The sequence below is a fragment of the Methylobacterium sp. GXF4 genome, from assembly GCF_000272495.1.
GTDB classification, from domain to species: Bacteria; Pseudomonadota; Alphaproteobacteria; order Rhizobiales; family Beijerinckiaceae; genus Methylobacterium; species Methylobacterium brachiatum.
This window is the reverse complement of sequence record NZ_AKFK01000063.1, coordinates 25,352-50,599: the sequence shown is the minus strand read 5'-3', so window position 1 is coordinate 50,599 and position 25,248 is coordinate 25,352. Positions and strand designations below refer to the sequence as shown.

At 69.3% G+C, this 25,248-nt stretch carries 28 protein-coding genes; 7 read left to right on the top strand and 21 right to left on the bottom strand.

Annotated elements, in window-relative coordinates:
* Positions 1–58: 58 nt before the first annotated feature.
* The 5 genes from WYO_RS16080 (at position 59) to WYO_RS16060 (ending at position 4,348) form a co-directional block, all read left to right on the top strand.
* A complete protein-coding gene (locus tag WYO_RS16080; protein WP_007564358.1) occupies positions 59–352 on the top strand; it encodes a hypothetical protein in 294 nt (97 codons plus the stop codon).
* Between the two features lie 119 nt (positions 353–471).
* Entirely contained in the window at positions 472–2,508 is a 2,037-nt protein-coding gene (locus WYO_RS16075) for an FUSC family protein (RefSeq protein ID WP_007564356.1), read from the top strand.
* Positions 2,509–2,532: 24 nt separating this feature from the next.
* The gene (locus WYO_RS16070) at positions 2,533–2,727 is read left to right on the top strand and encodes a DUF1656 domain-containing protein (RefSeq protein ID WP_007564354.1); all 195 of its coding nucleotides are present in this window, start codon (positions 2,533–2,535) and stop codon (positions 2,725–2,727) included.
* Positions 2,728–3,783 (top strand): HlyD family secretion protein, encoded by a 1,056-nt coding sequence (locus WYO_RS16065; protein WP_007564352.1) that lies wholly within the window; start codon positions 2,728–2,730, stop codon positions 3,781–3,783.
* A gap of 79 nt (positions 3,784–3,862) precedes the next feature.
* On the top strand, positions 3,863–4,348 hold the full coding sequence (locus WYO_RS16060) for a DUF3280 domain-containing protein (RefSeq protein WP_007564351.1): 486 nt from the start codon (positions 3,863–3,865) through the stop codon (positions 4,346–4,348).
* Positions 4,349–4,875: 527 nt separating this feature from the next.
* On the opposite strand, the gene gatB is transcribed toward WYO_RS16060, so the two are convergent.
* The 5 genes from gatB to WYO_RS31600 form a co-directional block, all read right to left on the bottom strand.
* Positions 4,876–6,348 carry an Asp-tRNA(Asn)/Glu-tRNA(Gln) amidotransferase subunit GatB gene (gene gatB, locus WYO_RS16055; RefSeq protein WP_007564349.1) on the bottom strand — a complete coding sequence of 491 codons (1,473 nt, stop codon included), beginning with the start codon at positions 6,346–6,348 and terminating at the stop codon, positions 4,876–4,878.
* Positions 6,349–6,552: 204 nt separating this feature from the next.
* A complete protein-coding gene (locus WYO_RS16050) occupies positions 6,553–6,852 on the bottom strand; it encodes a hypothetical protein (RefSeq protein ID WP_007564346.1) in 300 nt (99 codons plus the stop codon).
* Positions 6,849–8,327, bottom strand: coding sequence for an Asp-tRNA(Asn)/Glu-tRNA(Gln) amidotransferase subunit GatA (gene gatA / locus WYO_RS16045; RefSeq protein WP_007564345.1), 1,479 nt, complete (start codon positions 8,325–8,327; stop codon positions 6,849–6,851). The genes WYO_RS16050 and gatA overlap by 4 nt, the downstream gene beginning before the upstream one ends.
* 74 nt (positions 8,328–8,401) lie before the next feature.
* Positions 8,402–8,689: an Asp-tRNA(Asn)/Glu-tRNA(Gln) amidotransferase subunit GatC gene (gene gatC / locus WYO_RS16040; protein WP_007564343.1), complete on the bottom strand. Its 288-nt coding sequence runs from the start codon at positions 8,687–8,689 to the stop codon at positions 8,402–8,404.
* A 136-nt stretch (positions 8,690–8,825) separates the two neighbouring features.
* Positions 8,826–8,966, bottom strand: coding sequence for a hypothetical protein (locus tag WYO_RS31600; protein WP_165486560.1), 141 nt, complete (start codon positions 8,964–8,966; stop codon positions 8,826–8,828).
* Between the two features lie 150 nt (positions 8,967–9,116).
* Here WYO_RS31600 and WYO_RS16030 point away from each other — a divergent pair, with 150 nt between their 5' ends.
* On the top strand, positions 9,117–9,704 hold the full coding sequence (locus WYO_RS16030; protein ID WP_348270292.1) for an SMI1/KNR4 family protein: 588 nt from the start codon (positions 9,117–9,119) through the stop codon (positions 9,702–9,704).
* A gap of 9 nt (positions 9,705–9,713) precedes the next feature.
* Positions 9,714–10,208 carry a Holliday junction resolvase RuvX gene (gene ruvX / locus WYO_RS16025; protein ID WP_007564337.1) on the top strand — a complete coding sequence of 165 codons (495 nt, stop codon included), beginning with the start codon at positions 9,714–9,716 and terminating at the stop codon, positions 10,206–10,208.
* Here ruvX and dprA read toward each other — a convergent pair.
* The 16 genes from dprA to WYO_RS15945 all read right to left on the bottom strand — a co-directional run bounded on the left by dprA (position 10,198) and on the right by WYO_RS15945 (position 25,187).
* The gene (gene dprA / locus WYO_RS16020; RefSeq protein WP_007564335.1) at positions 10,198–11,400 is read right to left on the bottom strand and encodes a DNA-processing protein DprA; all 1,203 of its coding nucleotides are present in this window, start codon (positions 11,398–11,400) and stop codon (positions 10,198–10,200) included. The two genes, ruvX and dprA, sit on opposite strands and share 11 nt — an antisense overlap.
* 37 nt (positions 11,401–11,437) lie before the next feature.
* Positions 11,438–12,043 (bottom strand): glycerol-3-phosphate 1-O-acyltransferase PlsY, encoded by a 606-nt coding sequence (gene plsY / locus WYO_RS16015; protein ID WP_007564333.1) that lies wholly within the window; start codon positions 12,041–12,043, stop codon positions 11,438–11,440.
* Positions 12,043–13,347, bottom strand: a complete 1,305-nt coding sequence (locus tag WYO_RS16010) for a dihydroorotase (RefSeq protein ID WP_007564331.1) — start codon at positions 13,345–13,347, stop codon at positions 12,043–12,045. Before WYO_RS16010 ends, plsY begins: the two co-directional genes overlap by 1 nt.
* A complete protein-coding gene (hisF, locus tag WYO_RS16005) occupies positions 13,344–14,147 on the bottom strand; it encodes an imidazole glycerol phosphate synthase subunit HisF (protein ID WP_007564329.1) in 804 nt (267 codons plus the stop codon). The genes WYO_RS16010 and hisF overlap by 4 nt, the downstream gene beginning before the upstream one ends.
* A gap of 12 nt (positions 14,148–14,159) precedes the next feature.
* Positions 14,160–14,645, bottom strand: a complete 486-nt coding sequence (locus tag WYO_RS16000) for a DUF29 domain-containing protein (RefSeq protein WP_007564327.1) — start codon at positions 14,643–14,645, stop codon at positions 14,160–14,162.
* 49 nt (positions 14,646–14,694) lie between these two features.
* Complete coding sequence (gene hisA / locus WYO_RS15995) at positions 14,695–15,438, bottom strand: 1-(5-phosphoribosyl)-5-[(5-phosphoribosylamino)methylideneamino]imidazole-4-carboxamide isomerase (protein ID WP_007564325.1); 744 nt, start codon at positions 15,436–15,438, stop codon at positions 14,695–14,697.
* Positions 15,439–15,475: 37 nt separating this feature from the next.
* The gene (gene hisH / locus WYO_RS15990; RefSeq protein ID WP_007564323.1) at positions 15,476–16,135 is read right to left on the bottom strand and encodes an imidazole glycerol phosphate synthase subunit HisH; all 660 of its coding nucleotides are present in this window, start codon (positions 16,133–16,135) and stop codon (positions 15,476–15,478) included.
* Between the two features lie 19 nt (positions 16,136–16,154).
* A complete protein-coding gene (locus tag WYO_RS15985; protein WP_039903114.1) occupies positions 16,155–16,634 on the bottom strand; it encodes a DUF2628 domain-containing protein in 480 nt (159 codons plus the stop codon).
* Between the two features lie 76 nt (positions 16,635–16,710).
* Positions 16,711–17,298, bottom strand: coding sequence for an imidazoleglycerol-phosphate dehydratase HisB (gene hisB / locus WYO_RS15980; protein WP_007564319.1), 588 nt, complete (start codon positions 17,296–17,298; stop codon positions 16,711–16,713).
* 88 nt (positions 17,299–17,386) lie between these two features.
* Positions 17,387–18,262 carry an S-methyl-5'-thioadenosine phosphorylase gene (locus WYO_RS15975; protein WP_007564318.1) on the bottom strand — a complete coding sequence of 292 codons (876 nt, stop codon included), beginning with the start codon at positions 18,260–18,262 and terminating at the stop codon, positions 17,387–17,389.
* Positions 18,263–18,559: 297 nt separating this feature from the next.
* Complete coding sequence (locus WYO_RS15970) at positions 18,560–19,471, bottom strand: cytochrome c1 (protein WP_039903104.1); 912 nt, start codon at positions 19,469–19,471, stop codon at positions 18,560–18,562.
* An 18-nt stretch (positions 19,472–19,489) separates the two neighbouring features.
* Entirely contained in the window at positions 19,490–20,776 is a 1,287-nt protein-coding gene (locus WYO_RS15965; RefSeq protein ID WP_007564313.1) for a cytochrome b N-terminal domain-containing protein, read from the bottom strand.
* Positions 20,777–20,789: 13 nt separating this feature from the next.
* Positions 20,790–21,383, bottom strand: coding sequence for a ubiquinol-cytochrome c reductase iron-sulfur subunit (gene petA, locus WYO_RS15960; protein WP_007564311.1), 594 nt, complete (start codon positions 21,381–21,383; stop codon positions 20,790–20,792).
* Between the two features lie 203 nt (positions 21,384–21,586).
* Complete coding sequence (locus WYO_RS15955) at positions 21,587–23,452, bottom strand: ABC transporter ATP-binding protein (RefSeq protein ID WP_007564309.1); 1,866 nt, start codon at positions 23,450–23,452, stop codon at positions 21,587–21,589.
* A 163-nt stretch (positions 23,453–23,615) separates the two neighbouring features.
* Positions 23,616–24,197, bottom strand: coding sequence for an AprI/Inh family metalloprotease inhibitor (locus tag WYO_RS15950; RefSeq protein WP_007564308.1), 582 nt, complete (start codon positions 24,195–24,197; stop codon positions 23,616–23,618).
* Positions 24,198–24,362: 165 nt separating this feature from the next.
* Complete coding sequence (locus tag WYO_RS15945; protein ID WP_007564306.1) at positions 24,363–25,187, bottom strand: succinate dehydrogenase iron-sulfur subunit; 825 nt, start codon at positions 25,185–25,187, stop codon at positions 24,363–24,365.
* Positions 25,188–25,248 lie beyond the last annotated feature (61 nt).

Genomic DNA, 25,248 nt, shown 5'->3' with positions numbered 1-25,248 from the left:
GCGCGACCGTGCGGCGAGACTGCGGTGCGGAAGCGTTGCGATACCGGGGGGATTCTCGATGATCGACCGTCTTGTGCGGATCGCGGTGCTGAGCGCGCCGCTCTTCATGGTTCAGCCGCTCCTCGCCAAGGAGGCGCCGGCGAGTGCTCCGGCCACCAGCGAGGCGCCAGCCGCCAAGGAGCCGGCTGCGAAGGCGCCGAGCGCCGGGCAGAGCGCGGCACGGGAGCGGCAGAAGAAGTGCGGGGCCGAGTGGCGTGCGCTCACCGATGCTCAGAAGAGTGCGCAGGGACCCAAATGGCCGCAATTCTGGAGCAGCTGCAACAAGCGCTTGAAAGGCGGCGATAAAGCCTGACTTTCACGCGAACCGCCGCGCTTCTCGTTCGTTGCTGGATTTGTATCGAGCAGGAACGGGACCCGTTGCGAAGATGGCGGATCGGCAAGGGTCTTGGCCGTTGACGGGCCTCTTGCGGCATGTCTGAGACATCCGCCGCGAACGGGCCTGCGCTCCCCGCCCCGGCTCTCGATCGTCTGCTCGGCTTTCTCGACGCCTGGGTGCCCAAGCCGGCGGCCTGGGCTTTCGCCCTGCGCATCTGGATCGCCATGATGCTGGCGCTCGCTGCGGCCTTCTGGCTGCAGCTCGACAGCGCCTCGTCGGCGGCAACCTGCGTGGCGATCCTGGCGCAGCCGAAGCGCGGGCAGGCGATCTCGAAGGCCGTCTACCGCCTGCTCGGCACGCTGATCGGTGCCGCCGTGTCGATCGTGTTCATGGCGCTGTTCGGACAGGACCGGGTCCTTCTGCTGGTCTCGTTCACGACCTGGCTCGGCCTGTGCGTGTTCACCGCGCAATACCTCCAGGACACGCGCGCCTACGGCGCGATGCTGTCGGGCTACACGGTGGCGATCATCGCGCTGGGCCAGATCGACGAGCCGCAGGGCACCTTCGACGCGGCGGTCTCCCGCGTCGCCGTGATCGTGCTGGGCATCATCGTGATCACCTTCATCAACGATGCCCTCGTCTCTCCGAGCACGTGGCGGACCTTGCTCCCGCAGCTCCGAAAGGCCTGGGACGACACGCGCGCCTACGCGCGCGAGACCCTCGCCAACGGCGATCTCGGCGCGTCCCGCACCGCCGCGCTGATCCGGACGATCGCGCCGATGCGGCCGGACGCCAACGCGATCGCCGGGGAACTCGACGACGGGCCCTGGCGGGCCGCGGGCGCGCGCAGCTGCATCGCGGCTTTCTACGTCCTGGCGGCGGCGATCCGTGCGGTCGCGGCGGCGGCCGCGTGCCTGCCCACCCGCAGCCCTGCGGTCGAGGAGGCGCTTCAAATCTGCCACCGCGTCACCGAGGATCCCGATTCCGAGACCCTCGAACGGGACGACGAACGCCTGCGCGCCCTCATCGACGACGCGATCCGCGACGGCGACCGGCCTCTCGACGAGGTCGTCGTCCTCCAGCGCGCCCTCGACGTGGTCTGTGCGGCGGCCTTCGCGCAGGACGGCATGCGGGCGGTGGCCGACGGCCATCGGCCGCTTCGGGACGCGACCCTGCCGACGCATCGGGATTTTCCGGTCGCCCTGCGCGGGGCCCTGCGGGTCGCGATCGGCTTCGCGATCACGGCGGCCGCCTTCGTGGCGCTCGGCCTGCCGCAGGCGTCCTTCGCGCTGGTGCAGGTCGCCGCGACCGCCGCTCTGTCCTCCACCACACCCGATCCGAAGAAATTCGCCAACGGCGTCGTGATCGGCATGACGCTGGCGGCGACCTTCGCGGGCATCGCCCGGTTCGTGTTCCTCGACGGGGTCCAGGGCTTCCCGATGCTCGCCATCGTGATGGCGCCGGTGATCTTCTTCGGCTGCTTCCTGTCGCTGAACCCGAAGACCTTCGGCATCGGCTTCATCGTGATCGTGTTCTTCCCGGTGCTGCTCGGCCCGTCCAATCCGCAGAGCTACGATGCGCAGAGCTTCCTGCTGAACGCGTTCCTCGTGGTGGTGGCCGCCACCATCCTGTCGATCGTGGTGCGCCTGGTGCTGCCGACCACGCGCGAGCGGCAGCGCGTCTATGCCCTCGATTCGGCGCAGCGCGCCCTGGCCGATGCCCTGGTCGGCGAGGGTGGCGACGCGACGACGCGCACGAGCCTGAACGCCGACCGGCTGCTCCAGTTCGCTGGCTATAGCTCCGGAAGCGGCGCCGTGCGCCGGGCCAGCCTCTCGCATGCCTTCGCGCTGGCCCGCCTGGAGGCGGCCGCCGCCCGGGCCCATGCCGAGCTTCGGCGGCTCTGGGCGGTGGAGCCGCTGCGCGACGCGATCCAGCGAGCCGGCGCCGGGCTGGCCGCCGGCGATGATCGCGTTCTCGAGACCGGTGCGCGGGATCTCATCCGGGCTACATCACAGCAGGACCGGATTGTGCGGCTCACCACGGCGCGGGCTGCCAGCGACCTGGTGACGGCAGCGCGTACCATCGCGCGCCATCGACGCTTCCTGCGTCGGCTCAACATCGCACGCTTCTGACTTAGAGGTTAGCTCGGGACCGGCATGTACGAGGATATCCACATCGGCGGGGTGCTGATCTCCTCGTTCGTCGCCTATGCGCTCATCGCCTTCGGGATCCTCATCTGCCTGCGGTGGTTCTTCGCCCGCATTCGCTTCAGCCGTTACGTCGCCAACGCCCCGCTGGCCGAGGCCGGCATCTACGTCTGTGTCCTCGCCCTCCTGATTGCGTTCATCTAGATGCCCGCCACAACCGCCGATGAGGACGATCCCAAGGCCGCTTCCCGCACGGACGCGCAGAGCCAGGCCGATCCGCCGCGGCTGACCGCGCGTCGCGGCCGCAGGGCGAAGGTCGTTCGCCTGGCTGCCACCGGGGTGATCCTGCTCGTCGCCTTCGTGGCGGCCGTGTTCGTGTGGGACTTCTACGTGGTGGCGCCGTGGACCCGGGATGGCCGGGTGCGCGTGCAGGTCGCCAACATCGCCCCGCAGGTGTCCGGGCAGATCGTCGACCTGCGGGTCCAGGACAACCAGTTCGTCCACAAGGGCGACCTGCTCTACGTCATCGACCCGGTGGATTTCGAGGTCGCGGTCACGTCGGCGGATGCCGAGGTGAAGAATCGCGAGGCCGACCTTCAGGTCAAGAATGCGCAATCGGCCCGCCGCCAAGCGCTCACCACCGTCTCGACCTCGGTGGAGGAGAAGCAGCAATATGCCGGCACTGCCAAGATCGCCGAGGCGTCGCTGGAGAGCGCGCAGGCGCAGCTGCGCCAGGCCAAGGTCAATCTCGAGCGCACGCAGGTGAAATCCACGGTCAACGGCCGCGTGACCAACCTGCTGATGCGCGTCGGCGATTACGCCCGCACCGGCACCTCGAACATCAGCGTCGTCGATACGGATTCGTTCTGGATCGACGGCTATTTCGAGGAAACGAAGATGGCCAATGTCCATGTCGGCGACGCCGCCGACATCAAGCTGATGGGCTACGCGTCGCACCTGACCGGGACGGTGGAGAGCATCACGCTCGGCATCTCGACGGCCAACGCCGCCGCCAGCACCCAGGGGCTGCCGGACGTGAACCCGGTCTATACCTGGGTGCGGCTCGCCCAGCGCGTGCCGGTGCGCGTCCGGATTGACCACAAGCCCGACGACGTGCCGCTGGTGGCCGGCATGACCGCCACCGTGGTGGTGGGTACCGGCCGGGCGCCGTTGCCGACATGGTTCATGGATCTGCGCGATCGGGTGGCTGGCCCGACCGCCAGGGCCGCCGATGGGCAGGTCGAAGCCGATCGGCGCTGATCGGGGCCGCCGGGACATCGCCGCGCCTTGCCGCGTTGGCTCTCTACGGCGCCGCCTGCGCGCCGACGAGGAGACGCCCATGTTCCGGACCGCTTTCTGCGCGGCCGCCCTGTTGCTCGCGGCCGGCCCGGCTGTCGCCGCTCCCGAGAGGGCCGCGGTGTTCGACTTTCAGTTCTCCAACCTCTCGCCGGTGCCGGGCGACGAGGCCGACCGGGCGCGGCTCGACCGCACCAGCGCCCAGCTGCGCGATCTTCTCGCGAAGAAGGGCCTGTTCGAGGTCGTGCCGACCGATCCGGTGAAGGAGGAGGTCGCCAAGAGCGCGGATCTGCGTCGCTGCAACGGCTGCGCCGAGGATTTCGCGCGCAAGCTCGGCGCCGACGTGGCGATCACCGGCGAGGTTCAGAAGGTGTCCAACCTGATCCTGAACCTCAACGTCTACGTCAAACAGCTCTCCGGCAACGTCCCGGAGAAGGCCTACAGCGTCGACCTGCGCGGCGACACCGACGAGTCCTTCGCGCGCGGGATCCGGTTTCTCGTCGAGAACAACATGGGCGCCGGCAAGTAGGATGCGGCCGATCCGGATGGGCGCGAGCTAAATTTTTGCGCTGCCGTGCCGGCCGCCATAAGCGTTTGATCCGGCGACGCCGCACTGCGGTGCCGCCGGACGAAAGCAGAGAAAAGCGAGCGTGGCCGGAAATTCCGAGTTGACGCGACTCCGAAGCCGGCGCAGTCTTCGGATGTGTTCAGCGACAGCGGACACGGACCGGATCAATATTTCAGCGCATCAGGGATGTGCTGGTGTTGAACGGTCATCCGAAGCTGGAGGAGACAGGCATGACTCCACCGCAGCGTGACGCCGCTGAGACGGTTCAGGGACAGGTTCGGCCCGGAACCTAGCGGCATTGAACGAACAACCGGACGGAAGGCAGCTCCAGGGGCGCAGAAGCGGCCGATACGGCACGTCTTCGAAGACGCGAAAGGCCCCACCTTAAGCTGCTGCCGCTACGGTTTCTTGTGTCAGGACCCGCTCTGCCATCACCCGCCCCGGCTGAGCCGCGGCGGGATCTCATCGTGGCGCGATCCGAGCGCGGGTCAGGCGATCCCGAGCTTCGCCTTGAGCAGCGCGTTGACCGCCGCCGGGTTGGCCTTGCCGCCCGTGGCCTTCATGGTCTGGCCGACGAACCAGCCGAGCAGGGTCGGCTTCTCCTTCGCCTGGGCGACCTTGTCGGGGTTGGCCGCGATGATCTGGTCGATGGCGGCCTCGATGGCGCCGGTATCGGTCACCTGCTTCATGCCGCGGCTGTCGACGATGGCGCGCGGGTCGCCGCCCTCGGTCCAGACGATCTCGAACAGGTCCTTGGCGATCTTGCCGGAGATGACGCCCTCGCCGATCAGGTCGACGATCGCGCCGAGCTGGTCGGCGGAGACCGGTGTCGATTCGATCGAGAGGCCTTCCTTGTTCAGGCGCCCGAACAGCTCGTTGATCACCCAGTTGGCCGCGGCCTTGCCGTCACGGCCCTTGGCCACGGCCTCGTAGTAGTCGGCCGAGGCCCGCTCGGCCACGAGCACGCCGGCATCGTAGGGCGAGAGGCCGTAATCCTTGACGAACCGCGCCTTTTTGGCGTCCGGCAGTTCCGGCAGGCCGGCCGCGAGGGCGTCGACATAGGCCTGGTCGAACTCGAGCGGCAGCAGGTCGGGATCGGGGAAGTAGCGATAATCGTGCGCCTCTTCCTTGGAGCGCATCGAGCGGGTCTCGCCCTTGCCCGGGTCGAACAGGCGGGTCTCCTGGTCGATCTTGCCGCCATCCTCCAGGATCGCGATCTGGCGGCGCGCCTCGGTCTCGATCGCCTGGCCGATGAAGCGGATGGAGTTGACGTTCTTGATCTCGCAACGGGTGCCGAGCGGCTCGCCGGGGCGGCGCACCGAGACGTTCACGTCGGCGCGCAGGGAGCCCTTCTCCATGTCGCCGTCGCAGGTGCCGAGATAGCGCAGGATCGTGCGCAGCTTGGTCACGTAGGCCTTGGCCTCCTCCGACGAGCGCAGGTCCGGCCGAGAGACGATCTCCATCAGCGCCACGCCCGAGCGGTTGAGGTCGACGAAGCTCTTGGTCGGATCCTGGTCGTGCAGCGACTTGCCGGCATCCTGCTCCAGATGCAGGCGCTCGATGCCGACGGTGATCGACGTGCCGTCGGCCATGTCGACCAGCACCTCGCCCTCGCCGACGATCGGGTCCTTGTACTGCGAGATCTGGTAGCCCTGCGGCAGGTCCGGGTAGAAGTAGTTCTTCCGGTCGAAAACCGAGCGCAGGTTGATCTGGGCCTTCAGCCCGAGCCCGGTGCGCACCGCCTGGGCGACGCATTCGGCGTTGATCACCGGCAGCATGCCGGGCATCGCGGCGTCGACCAGCGAGACGTGGTCGTTCGGCTCGCCGCCGAACTCGGTGGAGGCGCCGGAGAACAGCTTGGCGCGGCTGGAGACCTGGGCATGGACCTCCATGCCGACGATCACCTCCCAGTCGTGCAGGCCGCCCTTGATGAGTTTTTTGGGATCGACAGGTGCGTTCATGGTCGTCCGGGCCGGAAAGGCTTGTCAGGGGCTTCCATTCCCACCCTCATCCTGAGGTGCCGCGAAGCGGCCTCGAAGGAGGGCTCCAGGGATCGCGCGGCCGCTGGAGGCTCCTTCGAGGCCCGCTCGCGCGGGCACCTCAGGATGAGGGCGCGAGTAGGAGCAGGTGTCGTCCAATCACTTACGGGTCGCCCCGCGCAAGAATCAAGCGCGCCGGGCGATGGCCCGCCGGGCGCCGTAGCCGAAGATCGCCCAGAGCAGGGCGGCGACCGCGCGCACCGGGAAGAAGGTCGGGCCGTCATGGGTGATCGGGGCCGGCCAGGGGATCCCGGCCGCGCTCACCGCCCAGGAGAACAGCACCGAGAAGCCGAGCGCCGCGATCGCCGCGATGAACACCTTGCCGAACTGGCTGGCGGTCCAGCCGAGATAGACCGCCACCACGATCAGCGCCGGATCGAACGCGGCCCAGATCCAGACCGTCCAGGGATAGAACGGGACCGTCATGCCCACCAGGGCTCGGGCAGCACCGTCCGGCCTGCGGCCTCCTCGATCACCTGGGCGACCGCGAACAGCGTCTCTTCGTCGAACGGCCGGCCGATCAGCTGGAGGCCGAGCGGCAGGCCCTGCCCGTCGATCCCGGCCGGGACCGCGATGCCGGGAAGCCCGGCCATGTTCACCGTCACGGTGAACACGTCGTTGAGGTACATCTCCACCGGGTCGGCCGAGGCCTTCTCGCCGATCCCGAAGGCGGAGGACGGCGTCGCCGGGGTGAGGATCGCGTCGACGCCGGCCGCATAGGCCTGCTCGAAGTCGCGCTTGATCAGCGTGCGGATCTTCTGGGCGCGCACGTAATAGGCGTCGTAATAGCCGGCCGAGAGGACGTAGGTGCCAATCATGATCCGGCGCTTGACCTCGCGGCCGAAGCCGGCGGCGCGGGTGTTCTCGTACATCCCGGCGATGTCCTTGCCGGGCACGCGCAGGCCGTAGCGGACGCCGTCGTAGCGGGCGAGGTTCGAAGAGGCCTCTGCCGGGGCGACGATATAATAGGCCGGCAGCGCCGAGGAGGTGTGCGGCAGCGAGATCTCCTTGATCGTCGCGCCGGCCGCCTTCAGCCAGGCGGCGCCGTCGTCCCAGAGCTTCTGGATCTCGGCCGGCATGCCGTCGACCCGGTACTCCTTGGGAATGCCGATGGTCAGGCCCTTCACGCCGCGGGAGACCGCGGCCTCGAAATCCGGCACCGGGAGGTCGACGCAGGTCGTGTCGCGGGCGTCCGGGCCGGCCATCGAGCCGAGCAGGATCGCGCAGTCGCGCACCGTGCGGGCGATCGGGCCGGCCTGGTCGAGGGAGGAAGCGAAGGCCACCGTGCCCCAGCGCGAGCAACGGCCGTAGGTCGGCTTGATCCCGACCGTGCCGGTGAAGGCGGCGGGCTGGCGGATCGAGCCGCCGGTATCGGTGGCGGTGGCGCCCAGGCAGAGCCGCGCCGCGACCGCCGCGGCCGAGCCGCCGGAGGATCCGCCCGGCACCAGCTGGGCGTCCGAGCCCTTGCGCCGCCAGGGCGAGACGACGTTGCCGTAGGCGCTGGTCTCGTTGGACGAGCCCATGGCGAACTCGTCGAGGTTCAGCTTGCCCAGCATCACCGCGCCGTCGCGCCACAGATTGGCCGAGACGGCGGATTCGTAATGCGGCACGAAGGTCTCGAGGATCTTCGAGCCGGCCGTGGTGGTGACGCCGTCGGTGCAGAACAGGTCCTTGATCCCGAGCGGGATGCCTTCCAGCGGGCGGGCCTCGCCGGCGCCGATCTTCTTGTCCGCTTCGTCCGCCATCCTGAGGGCGTGATCGGGCGTCTCGCGGATGAAGGCGTTCAGCACGCGGGCCTTGGCCATCGCGTTGAGATGCGCCTGGGTCAGCTCGCGGGCCGAGATCCGCTTCGCCTTGAGGGCGTCGCGCGCCTCGGCCAGGGTGAGTTCGTTCGGATCCACGCTGTTCACGTCCTCGCGCGCGCCGCCGCGCGCATGCCGCCAGAATTCATGCTTCGCCGAAGGCCGGAAGCAGCCTACTCGACGACCTTCGGAACCAGGAAGTAATTGTCTTCGGTCTCGGGGGCGTTGGCGACCACGTCGGCGGCGCGGCCGCCCTCGGTGACCACGTCCTCGCGCTTCTTCATCGCCATCGGGGTGACCGAGGTCATCGGCTCGACACCGGACACGTCCACCGCGCCGAGCTGCTCGACGAAGGCCAGGATCGCGTTCAGCTCACCCTGCAGCGGACCGACCTCGTCGTCGGTGACTGCGATCCGCGCCAGATGCGCGATGCGCCGAACCGTCTTCTCATCGACCGACATGCCGTCCCGTTCGTCCCTGCCCGGGAGGCAGCCCCGGCGCCGGGCCGGGCTATAGCACTGCGCTTCGACGCGCCGCAACGCGGGCTGTGGTCTGCATGGCCGCGCCGTGGGAAGAGATCCGGTCAGATCGCGGGGATCAGGTCACCACGTGGTTCGGCGTCACCGACATCTCGATCGTGATCCCGGCCTGACGCGCCGGCCGGAAGACGGATTGCGAGACGCCGAAGACCAGAACTTCGAAGGCCAAGACCAGCATCCAGCACTGCTTGCGGGTCATGGGCTGCTTGCGGCGGGACGGGCGTGGGGCGCTGGGCTGGCCTATCGTCGGCATGGCGATACCCGAAACGTGGATTAACGAAGTTTTAACCTACCTATTCGCGAACGGATCCGGGTGCATCTGGGTCGATCTGCGGAGAGCGTTAACGCTGTGGACGAGGGAGCGGGTTTGATGTGGGAGCAGGCGTTCACGAGCCTGTCGGCGGGCTTCCTGGCACAACCGGCGGATCTCGACCGCGCCGCCGCGGAGCTCGGCTTTCCCCTGCCGGCCTCCTACCGGAGCTTCTGCGAGACCTGCGGCATCGGCCTGGCGGCCGCGCAGTTCCGGATCGCCGTGCCGGCCCCGTTCGAGGCCAGCGATCTCGCGACCCAGGCCGGGGTGATCGCCGTGAGCGTCGGCAACGCGGTGGCGATGCTGGAGGGTGGCGGCGAACCGCACCGCTTCGACGTCGAGGACGGCGACCCGGCGGTGATCGAGCGCGCCTGCTTCTTCGGCGCGGGCGAGGATGGCAGCTTCCTGTTCTGGGACGTCGCCGGGGCGACGGACGAGTACGACATCTGGCTGCTCGCCCCCGATCTCGAGACCGTGCGCTTCGGCGGCGAGAACTTGGCCGACTTCTTCGACCGCGTGACCCGACCCTCCGCCGCCATCGTCCTGGGTCCGGGCGCGACGCCGCTTCCGGCCCGGTTCGACGGGATCGCGGAGGCGACGCTGGCGCGGGGCGCCGGGCTGGCGTAGGGCCAGGCCATGAATTTCGACGAGATCCGTACCTTCGCGGCCGCCTCGCGGGGCGGCGCGCGCCTGATCGGGGTCGATCTCGGCACCAAGACGATCGGGCTCGCCCTGTCGGATCTGGGCCGCCAGATCGCCACGCCCCTCGAGACGATCCGCCGGGTGAAGTTCACCCCCGACGCCCAGCGCCTCGCCGCGCTCTGCCGGCAGCACGCGGTCGGCGGGCTGGTGATCGGCCTGCCGCTCAACATGGATGGCAGCGAGGGGCCTCGCGTCCAGTCGACCCGTGCCTTCGTGCGCAACCTGAAGCCGATCATCGACATCCCGCACGTGTTCTTTGACGAGCGCCTGTCCACCGCCGTCGTGACCCGGGCGCTGATCGAGGCGGATGCGTCCCGGGCGCGGCGCGGCCAGCTCGTGGACAAGCTCGCCGCCGCCTACATCCTGCAGGGCTGCCTCGACGTGATGCGCAACCTCGCCGATTCCGACGCGGACCCGGTCAGCGACTGACCAGCGAGACCGCGCCGCTGCCGTGCCGCTCGATGCGGCCGTCGAGCTCCAGCTCCAGCAGCACGGTCTGCACCACGCGGGCGCCGACGCCGGCACTGCGCGCGAGCTCGTCGGTGCCGACCGGGCTCGGCCCCAGCAGGGCGATGATTTTTTGACGGTCGTCCGCGGGCTCGTCCGGCTCGACGACCGGGGCGTCGAAAACGCGATCCGGGTCTGCGCCATCGTTCAGCAGGCTCGCCCGTCCCTCCAGATCGATCTCGTCCCAGAAATCCGGCTGCTCGGCGAGGTCGGGCCGTTGCCGCGCGGGGGCGGCGTCGGGATCGGGGCCGCGCTCGATGATCGGGCCGATCACGTCGAGGACGTGATGCACGTCGGCCACCAGGGTTGCCCCCTGGCGGATCAGGTCGTTGGTGCCCTCGGCCCGCGGGTCCAGGGGCGAGCCCGGGACCGCGAAGACCTCGCGATTCTGCTCCAGGGCGTAGCGCGCCGTGATCAGCGAGCCGGACCGGCGCGCCGCCTCCACGACGATCGTACCGTAGGCCAAACCGGAAATGATCCGGTTGCGCCGGGGGAAGTCGCGGCCGCGCGCCTCCCAGCCCATCGGCATCTCGGCCAGGACCGCCCCGCCCTCCCCCAGGATCGCGTCCACCAGGCCGACATGGCTCGCCGGGTAGATCCGATCCTGGCCGCCGGCCATGACGGCAATGGTGCCGGTCTGCAGGGTGGCTTTGTGCGCCCGTGCATCGATCCCGCGGGCGAGGCCCGACACGACGACAAGTCCGGCTTCCCCAAGGCCCCGGGCCAGCCGCTCCGTGAAGGCGAGCCCGGCGGTCGAGGCGTTGCGCGATCCGACCAGCGCCACCGAAGGCCGGTTCAGGATCTGTGGCGCGCCGCGCAGGGCGATCAGTGGTGGCGCCGCGTCGGTGAGCTGGAGCAGACGGGGATACGTCGCTTCCCCGGTGGCGAGCAGGTGCCCGCCGAGGCGCGCCAGGGCGGCGATTTCGTCCTCGGCTTGCGCCCGGCTGAACGGCTCGATGCGCCGGCCCTGACGACGGCTCAAATCCGGCAGCGCCTCGAGCGCTGCCGCCGCGCCGCCGAACCGGTTGATCAGAGAGCGGAAGCTGCGCGGGCCGATACCCTCGGTCCGGATCAGGCGCAGCCAGTCGAGGCGCTGCGCATCGGTGAGCTGCATGACGCACCCCCGGGATCACGCCATCCGGCGCGTACGCTCAGCCTTTCTGGCCGATGCGCCCCTCGGTGCCGGCCGCGAGTCGCCGGATGTTGGGCGCGTGCTTCCACCATAACAGCACGCCGAGCAGCAGGAACAGCGCAGCTTGCGTCGGCAAGCCGAGCGCCCACAGCACCAACGGCGTCGCCGCGGAGGCCGCCAAAGCGGCGAGCGACGAGTATTTCAACGCGAAGGCGAGGCCGAGCCAGATCACCGCGAAGGCGGCCAAAGCCGGGGGGCTGAACGCCAGCAGCACGCCGATGAAGGTCGCCACCCCCTTGCCGCCCTTGAACCCGAGCCAGACCGGGAAGAGATGGCCGAGGAAGGCCCCGAGCCCGGCGGCCAGCACCGGGCCTTCGCCGCCCAGCTGACGGGCGATCAGCACGGCGGCCGTCCCCTTCAGAGCGTCGCCCAGTAGGGTTGCGGCGGCGAGGCCCTTCCGACCGGTGCGCAGCACGTTGGTCGCGCCGATATTGCCCGAGCCGATCGCCCGGACGTCGCCGAGGCCGGCGAAGCGCGTGAAGATCAGCCCGAACGGGATCGAGCCCAGGGCGTAGCCGAGGGCCAGGCCACCGAGGGCGGCCGGCGTCGCGAGATCGGCCAGCATCAGGCCGCCGCCGCGAGATCGTCGATCGCGTGCACGATCCGCCCGGAAACCAGGGTCAGCACCGCGGCACCCTGGAGCCGCGCCTCGTCGAAGGGCGAGTTCTTGGAGCGCGACTTCAGCCGGCGCTTGTCGAGCACGTAGGGCAGATCGGGATCGATCAGCACGAGGTCGGCGGGCGCGCCGACCGCCAGGCGTCCGGCCTCGCGCCCGAGGATCCGGGCCGGGTTCACGGTCAGCGCCGCGATCAGCTTGTTGAGCGCGAGGTCGCCGGTATGGACCAGGCGCAGGGACGCGCCGAGCAGGGTCTCGATCCCGAGCGCGCCGTCGGCGGCTTCCGCGAAGGGCAGGCGCTTGGTCTCGACATCCTGCGGATTGTGGTCGGAGACGACCACGTCGATCACGCCCTCGTCGAGCGCCCGGACCATGGCGTGCCGGTCGGCCTCGTCGCGGAGCGGTGGCGAGAGCCGGCAGAAGGTGCGGTAATGGCCGATATCGTTCTCGTTCAGCACGAGGTTGTTGACCGAGACGCCGCAGGTCACCGGCAACCCGTCCTGCTTGGCCCGGCGCAGGATCTCCACCGAATCGGCGGTCGAGATCATCGCCGCGTGGTAGCGGGCGCCGGTCAGCCGCACGAGGCGGATGTCGCGCTCCAGCATCACGGTCTCAGCCTCGCGGGGGATGCCCATCAGCCCGAGGCGCGAGGCGAGCTCGCCCTCGTTCATCACGCCCTCGGCGACGAGGTCGGCATCCTCGACATGCTGCATCAGCAGGGCGTCGAAATCCCGGGCGTAGGTCAGGGCGCGGCGCATCACCTGGGCGTTCGCCACGGCGTGCAGCCCGTCGGTGAAGGCCACCGCGCCAGCCTCCTGAAGCAGGCCGAACTCGGTCATCTCCTTGCCGGCCAGGCCCTTGGTGATCGCGGCGGCGGGCAGGACATGGACGCAGGCGGTATCGCGCGCGCGGCGGAGCACGAAATCGACGATCGCCGGGCCGTCGATCACCGGGTTGGTGTCGGGCATGCAGACCAGGGTCGTGACGCCGCCTGCCGCCGCCGCGGCGCTGGCCGAGGCCAGCGTCTCGCGATGCTCGGCCCCCGGCTCGCCCACGAAGGCGCGCATATCGATCAGGCCCGGGGTCAGGATTCTCCCGCGGCAGTCGATCCGGGCGGCGTCCGCCGGAGCCCCGGGCGCGGCGCCCTCGGCCATGTCGGCGATGCGGCCGTCCTGCACCAGCACGGCACCGCGCGTCTCGCGCCCCGTCGCCGGATCGAGGAGGGTCGCGTTGGCGAGAAGAATGCTGGTCACAGGGGCGCCCTCGCGGATGATGCCGGGCCGTCGAGTCGCATCGCGAGGCCGGCGGCCGCCATATGGGCCTTCGCCTCGGCGACGCTCGCCTGCCCGAAATGGAAGATCGATGCGGCCAGCACGGCGCTCGCCCCGCCCTGGGCCACCCCGGCCACGAGGTCGTCGAGGCCGCCGACCCCGCCCGAGGCGATGACCGGCACGGTCACGGCGTCGCTGATCGCCCGCGTGAGAGCCAAGTCGTAGCCGGAACGGGTGCCGTCCTTGTCCATGGAGGTCACCAGCAGCTCTCCGGCGCCCTTCTCGGCGACGAGGCGGGCGAAGGCGACGGCGTCGATCCCGGTCGGGTCGCGGCCGCCATGGGTGAAGATCTCCCACCGGGCGGGCTCTCCGGGACCGGAGACCCGCTTGGCGTCGATCGCCACCACGATGCACTGTGCGCCGAATTTTTCCGCCGCCCGGGCGACGAGGTCCGGGTCTTTCACGGCCGCGGTGTTGATCGCGACCTTGTCGGCGCCGGCGAGCAGCAGCGCGCGCACATCCTCGACGGTGCGCACGCCGCCGCCGACGGTTAGCGGCATGAAGCAGGCCTCGGCGGTGCGGCTGACGATATCGAGCAGCGTGCCCCGGGCCTCGCGGCTCGCGGTGATGTCGAGGAAGCAGAGCTCGTCGGCGCCGGCCGCGTCGTAGACCTTCGCCGCCTCCACCGGATCGCCGGCATCGCGCAGCCCCTCGAAGCGGACGCCCTTCACGACGCGGCCGTCCTTCACGTCGAGGCAGGGGATGATGCGGGTTTTGAGCACAGGATGACTCTATCAGCCGAGCGTGTCTTCGGAATCGATCGAGAAGATTCGGGTCGCCATCTCATCCCAGCTATAGGGGCACTCTTTCGGAAAGGCGCGCAACGGCAAGCCCGTCTCGACCGAAGCTTCGTCCCTCGCATCCCGATAGGCGCGTTCCAACGCTTGCTGGAGACGGCTCTTAAGCCCTGGGTTATCCACCAACAGATCCGCCGCCCTGTTGCGATGGGTTCGGATTGAAATCATCCAGCTGCGCGTCCTGCGATCCGGCTGGTGATCCCATTTCAGCATGTGCAGCAGGATCAAACGCCAAGCGCTAACAAGGCTATTGAACTCGCTGCGGCCCAAACTTTCGATCTCCTCGGCCAAGTTATCGAGGTCCAGACCACCGAAGTCGCGAGCGCGCAGACGTGCACCCTGTTCCCGCGTCCAGGTATAGAAATCGTCGTCGTAGGTAGTCCCGGTTGCGGCGGCGCGGGCCGCCACCTTTGCCGCACTCATCGGCGCCTCTCAAGGAATCCCGCTTACAAGCAATCCAGGGGCGATCCTATCACGCCGCCGGGCCGCGCGCCCGCGCGATGGCGGAGAGCGCCGCCTGCGGGTCGATGCGGCCGTCATAGAGGGCCCGTCCGGTGATGGCGCCGGCGATGAGGGCGCAATCGGGCTGGAGCAGCCGGTGCACGTCGTCGATGGAGGCGAGGCCTCCCGACGCGATCACCGGGATGCGCACGGCCTGGGCCAGCGCCAGGGTCATCTCGACGTTGAGACCCTTTAGGATGCCGTCGCGGGCGATGTCGGTGTAGATGATCGCCGCGACGCCGGCATCCTCGAAGCGGCGGCCGAGCTCCTCGGCGGTCATGCTGGAGGTCTGCGCCCAGCCCTCGACGGCCACGCGCCCATCTTTGGCGTCGATGCCCACCGCGATCTTGCCGGGATGCAGGCGCGCCGCCTCGCGGACGAAGGCGGGATCGCGCACCGCGGCCGTGCCGATGATCACCCGGGCGACGCCCTTGGCGAGCCAGCCCTCGAGCGTCTTCATCTCGCGGATGCCGCCGCCGAGCTGCACCGGGATGCCGACCCGGGCCAGGATCGCGTCCACTGCGGCGGCGTTGCGCGGCGCGCCCGCGAAGGCGCCGTCCAGATCGACCACGTGGAGCCAGGGAAAGCCCTGCTCCTCGAAGGTCGCGGCCTGCGCGGCCGGATCGTCGCCGAAGATCTTGGCCTGCGCCATGTCCCCCTGGACGAGGCGGACGCAGCGTCCCTCCTTCAGGTCGATCGCCGGGTACAGGATCACGGGTGCTGTCTTCCTTCTCGCCGAATCCGTAGCGCGTTCAGGGGCGCCAGGTCAGAAAATTCGCGATGAGCGCCAGGCCGAGGCGCTGACTCTTCTCGGGGTGGAACTGTGTGCCGGCGACGTTGCCGCGGGCGACCATGGCGGTGACGGGACCGCCGTAATCGGCCTGGGCGACGACATCCTCCGGGCGTTCCGCGGCCAGCGCGAAGCTGTGCACGAAATAGGCGTGCAACCCGTCCTCACCGGTGGGAATGCCGGCGAGCAACGCGTGGTCGCGCGCAATCCGGAGGGTGTTCCAGCCCATATGGGGGATCTTGAGCGCCGGGTCGGATGGGCGGATCGGCGCGACATCGCCCGGGATCCAGCCGAGACCGGGCGTCGTCTCGTATTCCAGCCCGCGGCTCGCAAGCAGCTGCATGCCGACGCAGATGCCGAGGAACGGCCGGCCGGCGACCTGCGCCACCTCGGTCATGGCCTCGACCATGCCGGGGACGGAATCGAGCCCGCGCCGGCAATCCGCGTAGGCGCCGACGCCCGGCAGCACGACGCGGTCGGCGGCGGCCACGACGGCCGGGTCGGAGGTCAGACGGATGCGCGCGTCGCGCCCGGCCTCACGGGCTGCGCGCTCGAACGCCTTGGCGGCCGAATGGAGGTTGCCCGACCCGTAATCGATGATCGCGACCGTCTCGGTGCTCATGCGCGTCTCGACCTGCCACTCACCGGGCAATTTCCTGGGCGGGGAACAGGCCGATCACCGGCTCGCTGCGACGGGTCGGGCCGGCCGGGAACGGCGGGCGGGGCGCCGGCGCGGTGGCGTCGAGCCAGCGGCCCAGCGCCTTGGCTTCGGCTTCCTCGGCGGTGGCGGCCATGACGGCGTCCCGCGCCGGCCATCCCCGGCGCGCCAGCGTCCAGCGGCGCAGGCTCGACGCCTCGAGGCCGATCAGCCAGGAGGCCAGCAGGGTCACGAGGGTGGCGATACCTGGGGGCAGCCCGAGGGCATGGCCGAGGCCGGCGAGCGCCATCAGGCCGGCGAGCACGATCAGTGCCGCGATCCAGAGGCGGTGATAGAGGAACCAGAGCACGCTGAACGCGAAGGCCGGCCAGGAGAATCCGTCCCGCACGAGCAGCGCCCGCTCCAGGCCAATGGATTCGCCCGGCCGCGCATCGGCCGGCAGGTGGAGCGTGTAGCTGCGCATCCGCATCGCGGAACTCCCGGTGAGAGCGTTCGCCGACGGCCGGAACGGCCATTCGGGAGCGCGACGAAACCTTGGTCTACAGGGAGCCCTTCGTGGAGGGAACGCGCCCCTCCTCGCGGGGGTCGATCGCCACCGCCTTCCGCAAGGCGCGGGCCAGCCCCTTGAAGCAGCTCTCGGCAATGTGGTGCGCGTTGTCGCCGTACAGGGTCTCGACGTGCAGCGTCAGCCCGGCATTCATCGCGAAGGCCTGGAACCACTCGCGCACCAACTCGGTGTCGAACTGGCCGATCTTCTCGACCCGGAAGGTTGTGCGGAACACCAGGAACGGCCGGCCCGAGATGTCGACGCAGACCCGGGTCAGCGCCTCGTCCATCGGCAGGTGGATGTCGGCGTAGCGCGTCACCCCGCGCTTGTCGCCGAGCGCCTTGGCGAAGGCCTGGCCCAGCGCGATGCCGCAATCCTCGGCCGAGTGGTGCTGGTCGATATGCAGGTCGCCGTCGACCTTGACCTCCAGATCGAACAGGCCGTGCCGGGCGAACAGGTCGAGCATATGGTCGAGGAAGCCGATGCCGGTGGCGATCTTCGACTGCCCGGTCCCGTCGAGGCCGACGCTGACCGCGATATCGGTCTCGGCGGTCTTCCGGCTGATGGAGGCGCTGCGCATCTTGTTTCGGACTTTGCGTCGGGGCCGGCCAGGGGCCGCGAGCGCGTTCTAGTGTGAGTTCGTCCGGAATGGAAAGGGCGAAGCCGCCCTATCCCTGGAGCACCCGCCCCGCCACCGCGTCGAGCTTGGCGAGCAGCGCCGGATCGCGGGCGGTCGGCGCGGTCATGATCGCGCCGTCGAGGGCGCGGTGCGAGCCCGCCGGGCACGGCTCGCGCTCGGCCGGGAAGTCGCGGGCGAGCCGCGCCACCAAGCGGGCCGCCTTGTCGGCATTGGTCCGGGCGACCGCGATCACCGCGGCGACGTCCACGGCATCGTGGCCGGGGTGCCAGCAATCGTAGTCGGTGACCATCGCGATCGTGGCGTAGGTGATCTCGGCCTCGCGGGCGAGCTTGGCCTCGGGCATGTTGGTCATGCCGATTACGTCGAAGCCCTGCGCCTTGTAGGCCCGGGATTCGGCGAGCGATGAGAATTGCGGCCCGTCCATGCAGACATAGGTGCCGCCGCGATGGACCGCGATGTCCTCGGCCTTGGCGGCCGTGGCGATCCGCGCCTGCAGCGCCGGGCCGACCGGGTGCGCGACGGAGACATGCGCGACGCAGCCGTCGCCGAAGAACGAGGAGGCGCGCCCATGCGTCCGGTCGACGAACTGGTCGACCAGCACGAACAGGCCCGGCGGTAAGTCCTCGCGAAACGACCCGCAGGCCGAGAGCGCCACGAGGTCGGTGACGCCGGCGCGCTTCATCGCATCGATATTCGCGCGGTAATTGATGCCGGACGGCGACAGCCGGTGGCCCCGGCCGTGGCGGGCCAGGAACACGATCCGGGTATTCCCGATCCGCCCGATGCGCAGGGCGTCCGAGGGTTCGCCCCAGGGCGAGGCGACGCGTTCCTCGCGCACGTCCTCGAGCCCCGGCAGATCGTAGACGCCGGACCCGCCCATCACCCCGAGCACCGCTGCCGTCATGCCGCTTGTCCTACTGTCGTGGCGCCGCCGCCGGGGCGTCGGATGTCCCATCCGCCACCTCATCCTGAGGTGCCGGGGCGAAGCGGAGGCCGCGAAGGAGCCTCCATAGCGCGAAGCGATCCCTGGACCCCTCCTTCGCGGCCCGCCGGCGCGGGCACCTCTGGATGAGGGGGGAATGGGATCTGCCCCGCCGGAAGGCGGACGGCCGCGCTCGCCGAGCGGTAGCACGCAGCCCCCGCCCAAAAAAGATGGGCCTCCCGAAGGAGGCCCATCCGGCAAAGTCGGTGCGGAGCCGGCTCAGAAGGTCTTGTGCAGCTCCGGCTGGAGGCCGTGGACCTCGCCGCCGACATCGGCCCAGATCTTCTTCTTCACGTAGTAGAGCAGCCCCGACATGACGATCAGGAACAGGATGACCCGGAAGCCCAGGGCCTTACGGTCCATCATGTGCGGCTCGGCCGCCCACATCAGGAAGGCCGAGACATCCTTGCCGTACTGGTCCACCGTCTCGGGGACCACGGGCTGGCCGTCCTCGCCCTTCGCGTAGGTGACCTGCCCGTCCGTGATCGGCGGCGGCATCGCGATGATGTGGCCGGGATAGTACTTGTTGTAGTGGCCGCCATCGGGAACGGAGAAGTCCTTCGGCGGCTCCTCGTAGCCGTTGAGCAGGGCATGGATGTAGTCGGGCCCGTGCTCGGAATAGCCGACGAACGGCAGCCAGTCGGTCAGGAAGTAGAGCGAGCCGCGGGAATAGGTCCGCGCCTTGGCGATCACCGAGAAATCGGGCGGCGCCTTGCCGCCGTTGGCGGCCGCCGCGGCCTGGTCGTTCGGGAAAGGCGGCGGGAACGTATCGGCCGGCCGGCCGGGCCGGTCGAACATCTCGCCGGCATCGTTCGGACCGTCCTTGACCTGATAGGTCGCGGCCAGGGCCTTGACCTGCGCGGCGGAGAAATGCGGGCCGCCTTCCTGGGCGAGATTGCGGAAGGCGACCAGCTTCATCGAATGGCAGGCGGAGCAGACCTCCTTGTAGACCTGGAAGCCGCGCTGCAGCTGCGCGGTGTCGAACCGGCCGAACGTGCCGGCGAAGCTCCAGTTCACGCGGCCCGGGATCGGGCCGCCATGCCCGTCCTCCGCGGAGGCCGGCGCGGCGCCGAACAGGAGCGCCGCGAGAGCGACGGCGGCGGTGGTCGAGAAGACGCGGGTCATCATCATGGTTCCGTCGTCAGCCCGTCAGCCTTTGGTGGTCGGAGCGGCGGCGGCGCCCGCCGGCATACCCGATCCACTCACCTGTTTGCCCGGCCCCGTGACACTCTCCAGGATCGACCCGGGGAGCGCCCTCGGCGTCTCGAACAGGCCGCAGAGGGGCATCACGATCAGGAAGTGCGCGAAGTAGTAGGCCGTGCAGACCTGCGCGGCGAGGACGTAGCCCCCCTCCGGCGGCTGCGAGCCGAGCCACCCGAGCAGCAGCGTCGCGCCGATGAACACCCAGAAGAACTGCCGGTAGATCGGCCGGTAGTTGCAGGACCGAACCCGCGACGTATCCAGCCACGGCGCGAAGGCAAGGATGAGCACCGCCGAGAACATCAGGATGACGCCGCCGAGCTTGCTCGGGACCGCGCGCAGGATCGCGTAGAACGGCAGGAAGTACCATTCGGGGACGATGTGCGCCGGCGTCACCGCGGGGTTGGCCGCGATGTAGTTGTCGGCATGGCCGAGATAGTTCGGCTGGTAGAACAGGAACCAGGCGAACAGGATCATGAACACGCAGGTCGCGAACACGTCCTTGATGGTCGCGTAGGGCGTGAACGGCACCGCGTCCTTGCCCGACTTGATCGGGATGCCGGCCGGGTTGTTCTGGCCGGTGACGTGCAGGGCCCAGACGTGCAGCACGACCACGCCGGCTATCATCCAGGGCAGCAGGTAGTGCAGCGAGAAGAAGCGGTTCACGGTCGGATTGCCCACCGAGTATCCGCCCCAGAGCAGCGTCTGGATGGTGTCGCCCACCACCGGGATCGCCGCCAGGATGTTGGTGATGACCGTGGCGCCCCAGAAGCTCATCTGACCCCAGGGCAGCGTGTAGCCGAGGAAGGCCGTGGCCATCATCAGGAGGTAGATGATCACGCCGAGGATGTAGAGCACCTCGCGCGGGGCCTTGTACGACCCGTAATACAGCGCCCGGAACATGTGCAGATAGACGGCGACGAAGAACATCGATGCGCCGTTGGCGTGCGCGTAGCGCAGCAGCCAGCCGTAATTGACGTCGCGCATGATCTTTTCGACGGAATTGAACGCGCCCGTCGCCGAGGGCTCGTAGTGCATCGCCAGCCAGACGCCGGTGACGATCTGGATCCCCAGGAAGGCGGCCAGGATGGCCCCGAAGGTCCAGAAGTAATTGAGGTTTCGCGGGACGGGATAGGCGATGAAGGACGAGTGCACGAGCCCGGCGATCGGCAGCCGGGCCTCGAACCACTTGGCGACGCGGCTCTTCGGGACGTAGGTGCTGGCAGTTCCGCTCATGTCCGCGTCCTTCTCACGCCGCTTCCTTGCCACCCTCGCCGATCCGGATCTTGGTATCCGTCTCGAAGGCGTAGGGCGGGATCGGCAGGTTGATCGGTGCCGGTCCGTGGCGGACGCGCCCGACGGCGTCGAACTGCGAGCCGTGGCAGGGGCAGGCCCAGCCCTCGAAATTGCCCTGGTGGCCGATCGGCACGCAGCCGAGATGCGTGCAGTTGCCGTAGACGACCAGCCACTGGTCGTGGCCGTTCTTGACCCGCGTCGGGAAGGGCGCGGGGTCGATCATGGCCGTGAGCGGGACCGACTGCATGTCGGTCACCTCCTTGGCCGTGAGCTTGCGCACGAAGATCAGCTTGCCGCGCCAGAACACGTTGATGATCTGGCCGTCCTGGATCGGTGTCAGATCGACATCGATCGGCGCGCCGGCCGCGATCGTCTCGGCATCGGGTGCCATGGACGAGATCAGCGGCCAGACCGTAGCGGCGGCCCCGACCGCGAGTCCGGCCCCGGTGGCGAGGAACAGGAAATCACGGCGGCTGCCCTCGTGGGGGCCGTCCGTTCGGGCGCTGCCATCCCGGGTCGCGGGAGCAGTGGCGGAGGTGGTCGCCAAGATTCGGAACTCCGTGCGTTGGCGTGAGGGCCGCAGGTGCCCTGCCCTGATTTCCCGGCCGGGCCGCGATCAAAGCATTATCGTTCTAATCTGAGCAATGAGACCGTGTGCCACCCCCAAGTCAAGCTGCCAGAGAGGGCCTCGCGAGGCGGTTAGGTCACGATCGTTGTCATATGTTGCCGAATGCCAGTTCGGCCGCATCGCTACGCCACGGCGTCGTCGAACTGCGCCGCTCCGCCGTCCAGGAAGCCGCCCGACTGGCGGGCCCAGAGCCCGGCATAGACGCCGCCGCGGGCGACCAGCTCGGCATGGGTGCCCTCCTCGACGATTCGGCCGCGGTCGATCACCACGAGGCGGTCGAGCGCCGCGATGGTGGACAGGCGGTGGGCGATCGCCACCACGGTCTTGCCGGCCACCAGCGTGTCGAGCGAGTCCTGGATCGCCGCCTCGACCTCGCTGTCGAGGGCCGAGGTCGCCTCGTCGAGAATCAGAATCGGTGCGTCCTTCAGCATCACGCGGGCGATGGCGATGCGCTGGCGCTGGCCGCCGGAGAGCTTGACCCCGCGCTCGCCGACCTGGGCGTCGTAACCCCGACGGCCCTTGTGATCGATGAGATCGGCGATGAACCGGTCGGCATGGGCCAGTTTCGCGGCGCGCTCGATCTGCTCCTGCGTGGCGCCCGGACGGCCGTAGGCGATATTCTCGCGGATCGAGCGGTGCAGCAGCGACGTGTCCTGGCTGACCATGGCGATGGCCTCGCGCAGGGATTGCTGCGTCACCGTGGCGATGTCCTGGCCATCGACCAGGATGCGCCCGCTCTCGACCTCGTAGAGGCGCAGCAGCAGGCTCGCCAAGGTGGACTTGCCCGCACCGCTGACCCCGACCAGCCCGACCTTCTCGCCGGGGCGGATCGTCAGGCTGAAATCCTCGATCACGGTGGCGTCGCCGCGGCCGTAATGGAATCCGACATTCTCAAATCGGATTTCGCCGCCCTTCACCACGAGGTCCCGGGCCTCCGGGGCGTCCACCAGCGCGTGCGGCCGCGCCATGGTCTGCATGCTCTCCTGGATCACCCCGACATTCTCGAACACGCCGCGGACCGTCTGCATCACCCAGCCGGACATGGCGATGAGCCGCAGGATCAGGGCCAGCCCGGCCGAGGCCTCGCCGGTGGTCATGCCGCCGTCGCGCCAGAGAATCAGGCAGGCCGCGCCGGTGGCGATCAGCAGCGTGCTGTTCAGCAGCCCGAGCAGGCTGGTGGTCAGGGTCACCAGCCGGAATTGGTACAGGTAGGCGTCGGTATGGACCTCGACCGCGTCGCGCACCGTGGCCCGTTCCTCGCGGTCACGGGCGAAGAGCTTGACCGTCAGGATGTTGGTGTAGCTGTCGACGATCCGGCCGATCAGGACCGAGCGGGTGTCGGCGGTCTTGTGCGAGCGGGCGCGGGCCCGGGGCACGAACCAGGTCGTCAGGGCGGCGTAGGCGGCGATCCAGATCAGAACCGGCAGGGCGAGCCACGGCGAGATCGAGCCGAACAGGCCGACCGCCGTCACGGCGTAGATCGCCACGTAGAGCAGCGTGTCGATGAACACGACCGCCAGCTCCCGCACCGCCGGGCCGACCTGCACCACCCGGTTGGCGAGCCGACCGGAGAAGTCGCCCTGGAAATACGAGAGCGCGTGCCCCAGGGTATAGAGATGCGCCCGCCAGCGGATCTGGCTGGTCGATTGCGGCACGATCAGCTGGTTGGACAGCACCTCGTGCAGCCAGATCGAGAGCGGCCGGACCAGGGCGATCAGCAGGAATACCAGGCCCAGCCCGACCGCATGGTCGGACAGGACGGTGGCCCGGTCGGCCGTGGCGAGCAGGTCGATGAACCAGCGCATCACGAGGTAGAGGGAGGCCTCGACCGTCCCGGCCACCACCGCGATGACGAACAGGGCCGCCAGGGCCCCCCGAATCGGGCGAAGGTAGAAGCCGGCGAAACCCAGGACCGTCTGCGGCGGGGTTCGCGTCTCGTCGAAGGGCGCGAACGGATCGACCCGGCGCTCAAGCCAATTCAAAAACATATTTTTGGGGCGCACCGCTGTGGGAAGCCCTGATGTAAGGGCGGTGCGCTGGCCGCCAAGCGCGCGCGGTCGTCGCGGCGCCGGAAATCCAGACCATATTCCTTATGCAGGACCGGCCCGTCGCGGCCGATCCCTCTCCACGTGCGTGGCCGCGCCGTCCGGCTCAGCGCGCCAGAGCGAGCGTGGCGCCCGATTTGGTCAGCGCCCCCTCGAGTGCGCCGCTGCCCTGGCGCAGACGCGCCGCGACGGTGCCGCCCGGCTGGTAGAGATAGACCTCGCCGTCGCGGAAGTCCCAGGCCGAGACCCGTGCCAGGTCCTTGTTGGGACAGCCGGAGGCCGAGGCCTTGTAGAGGTCGAGGGCCGGTGCGCTGGACAGGGTGACCTTGCAGCTCGCGCCCGTGGCGTCCTTGGCATCCCAGCTGCCGACCACCGAGGCGCGGCCGCTCGTGACAACCGGCGGCGGCGGCGCGGGGGGCGCCACCGGCTCAGCGATCACCGTCGGCCCGTTCGGCGCGGCATTCGCCTGAGCGCCGGGTGGGGGCGGCGCGTCGGGGCTCGCGCTCGCACCGGGCGGGGGCGCGAGCGGCGCCGCCGTCACGGTCCCCGACGGGACCGCCTGCACGGCATCCAGGGACGCCTGAGACGGCGCCCGGCCCCTCGGGCTCTCCAGACGGGTCGTCGCACAGGCGCCGAGGGTGGCGCTCAGGCAGAGGGCAGCGAAGATCGGCAGGCTCGGGCGCAGCATCGGACCACTTCGGATCAGGCTTGGGGTCGCGCGCGATGGCGCTTCACCCCTGACTCCGTGCCAAATGCGCTGACCGCAAGGCGGCCGCCTGGGCCGCCCCCGACTCCGCTGCGGAGGAGCGGCCTTTTCGCCCCGGTGTGGCCGGGGCGCCTCACCGGTATGCGGTCAGACCACCCGCTCGACCATCATCTTCTTGATCTCGGCGATGGCTTTGGCCGGGTTCAGGCTCTTGGGGCAGGTGTTGGCGCAGTTCATGATCGTGTGGCAGCGGTAGAGCCGGAACGGATCGTGCAGGGCATCGAGCCGGTCGCCGGTATTCTCGTCGCGCGAATCGATCAGCCAGCGATAGGCCTGCAGCAGGGCCGCCGGGCCGAGGAACTTGTCGCCGTTCCACCAGTAGCTCGGGCAGGACGTGCTGCAGCACGCGCACAGGATGCACTCGTACAGGCCGTCGAGCTTCGACCGATCCTCGGGGGTCTGGCGCCACTCCTTCTCGGGGGCGGGCGTCTCGGTCTGCAGCCAGGGCTCGATCGCGGCGTGCTGGGCGTAGAAGTTGGTCAGGTCGGGGACCAGATCCTTCAGCACCGGCATGTGCGGCAACGGGTAGATCCGGACCGCGCCGTCCTTGTCCTTGCGGGTCATCACCGGCAGGGCGTTGTCCGGGCTCTTGCACTCGTCGATGCCCATCGTGCAGGCCAGCGCGTTCTGGCCCTCGATGTTCATGGCGCAGGAGCCGCAGATGCCCTCGCGGCAGGAGCGGCGGAAGACCAGGGTCGAGTCGACCTTGTTCTTGATCCACAGCAGCGCGTCGAGCACCATCGGGCCGCAATCGTCGCGATCGACCTGATAGGTATCGATCCGCGGGTTGGCCCCGTCATCCGGGTTCCAGCGGTAAATCTTGAAGGTCTGCAGGTTCTTGGCGCCGGGCGGCGGCGCCCAGGTGCGGCCCTGCGTGATCTGGGAGTTCTTCGGAAGGTTGAACTGGGCCATTGCGATTATATCCGGCAATATCGGTCAGAACCGGAAACCGGTCTGAGGGGATGCACGCGCC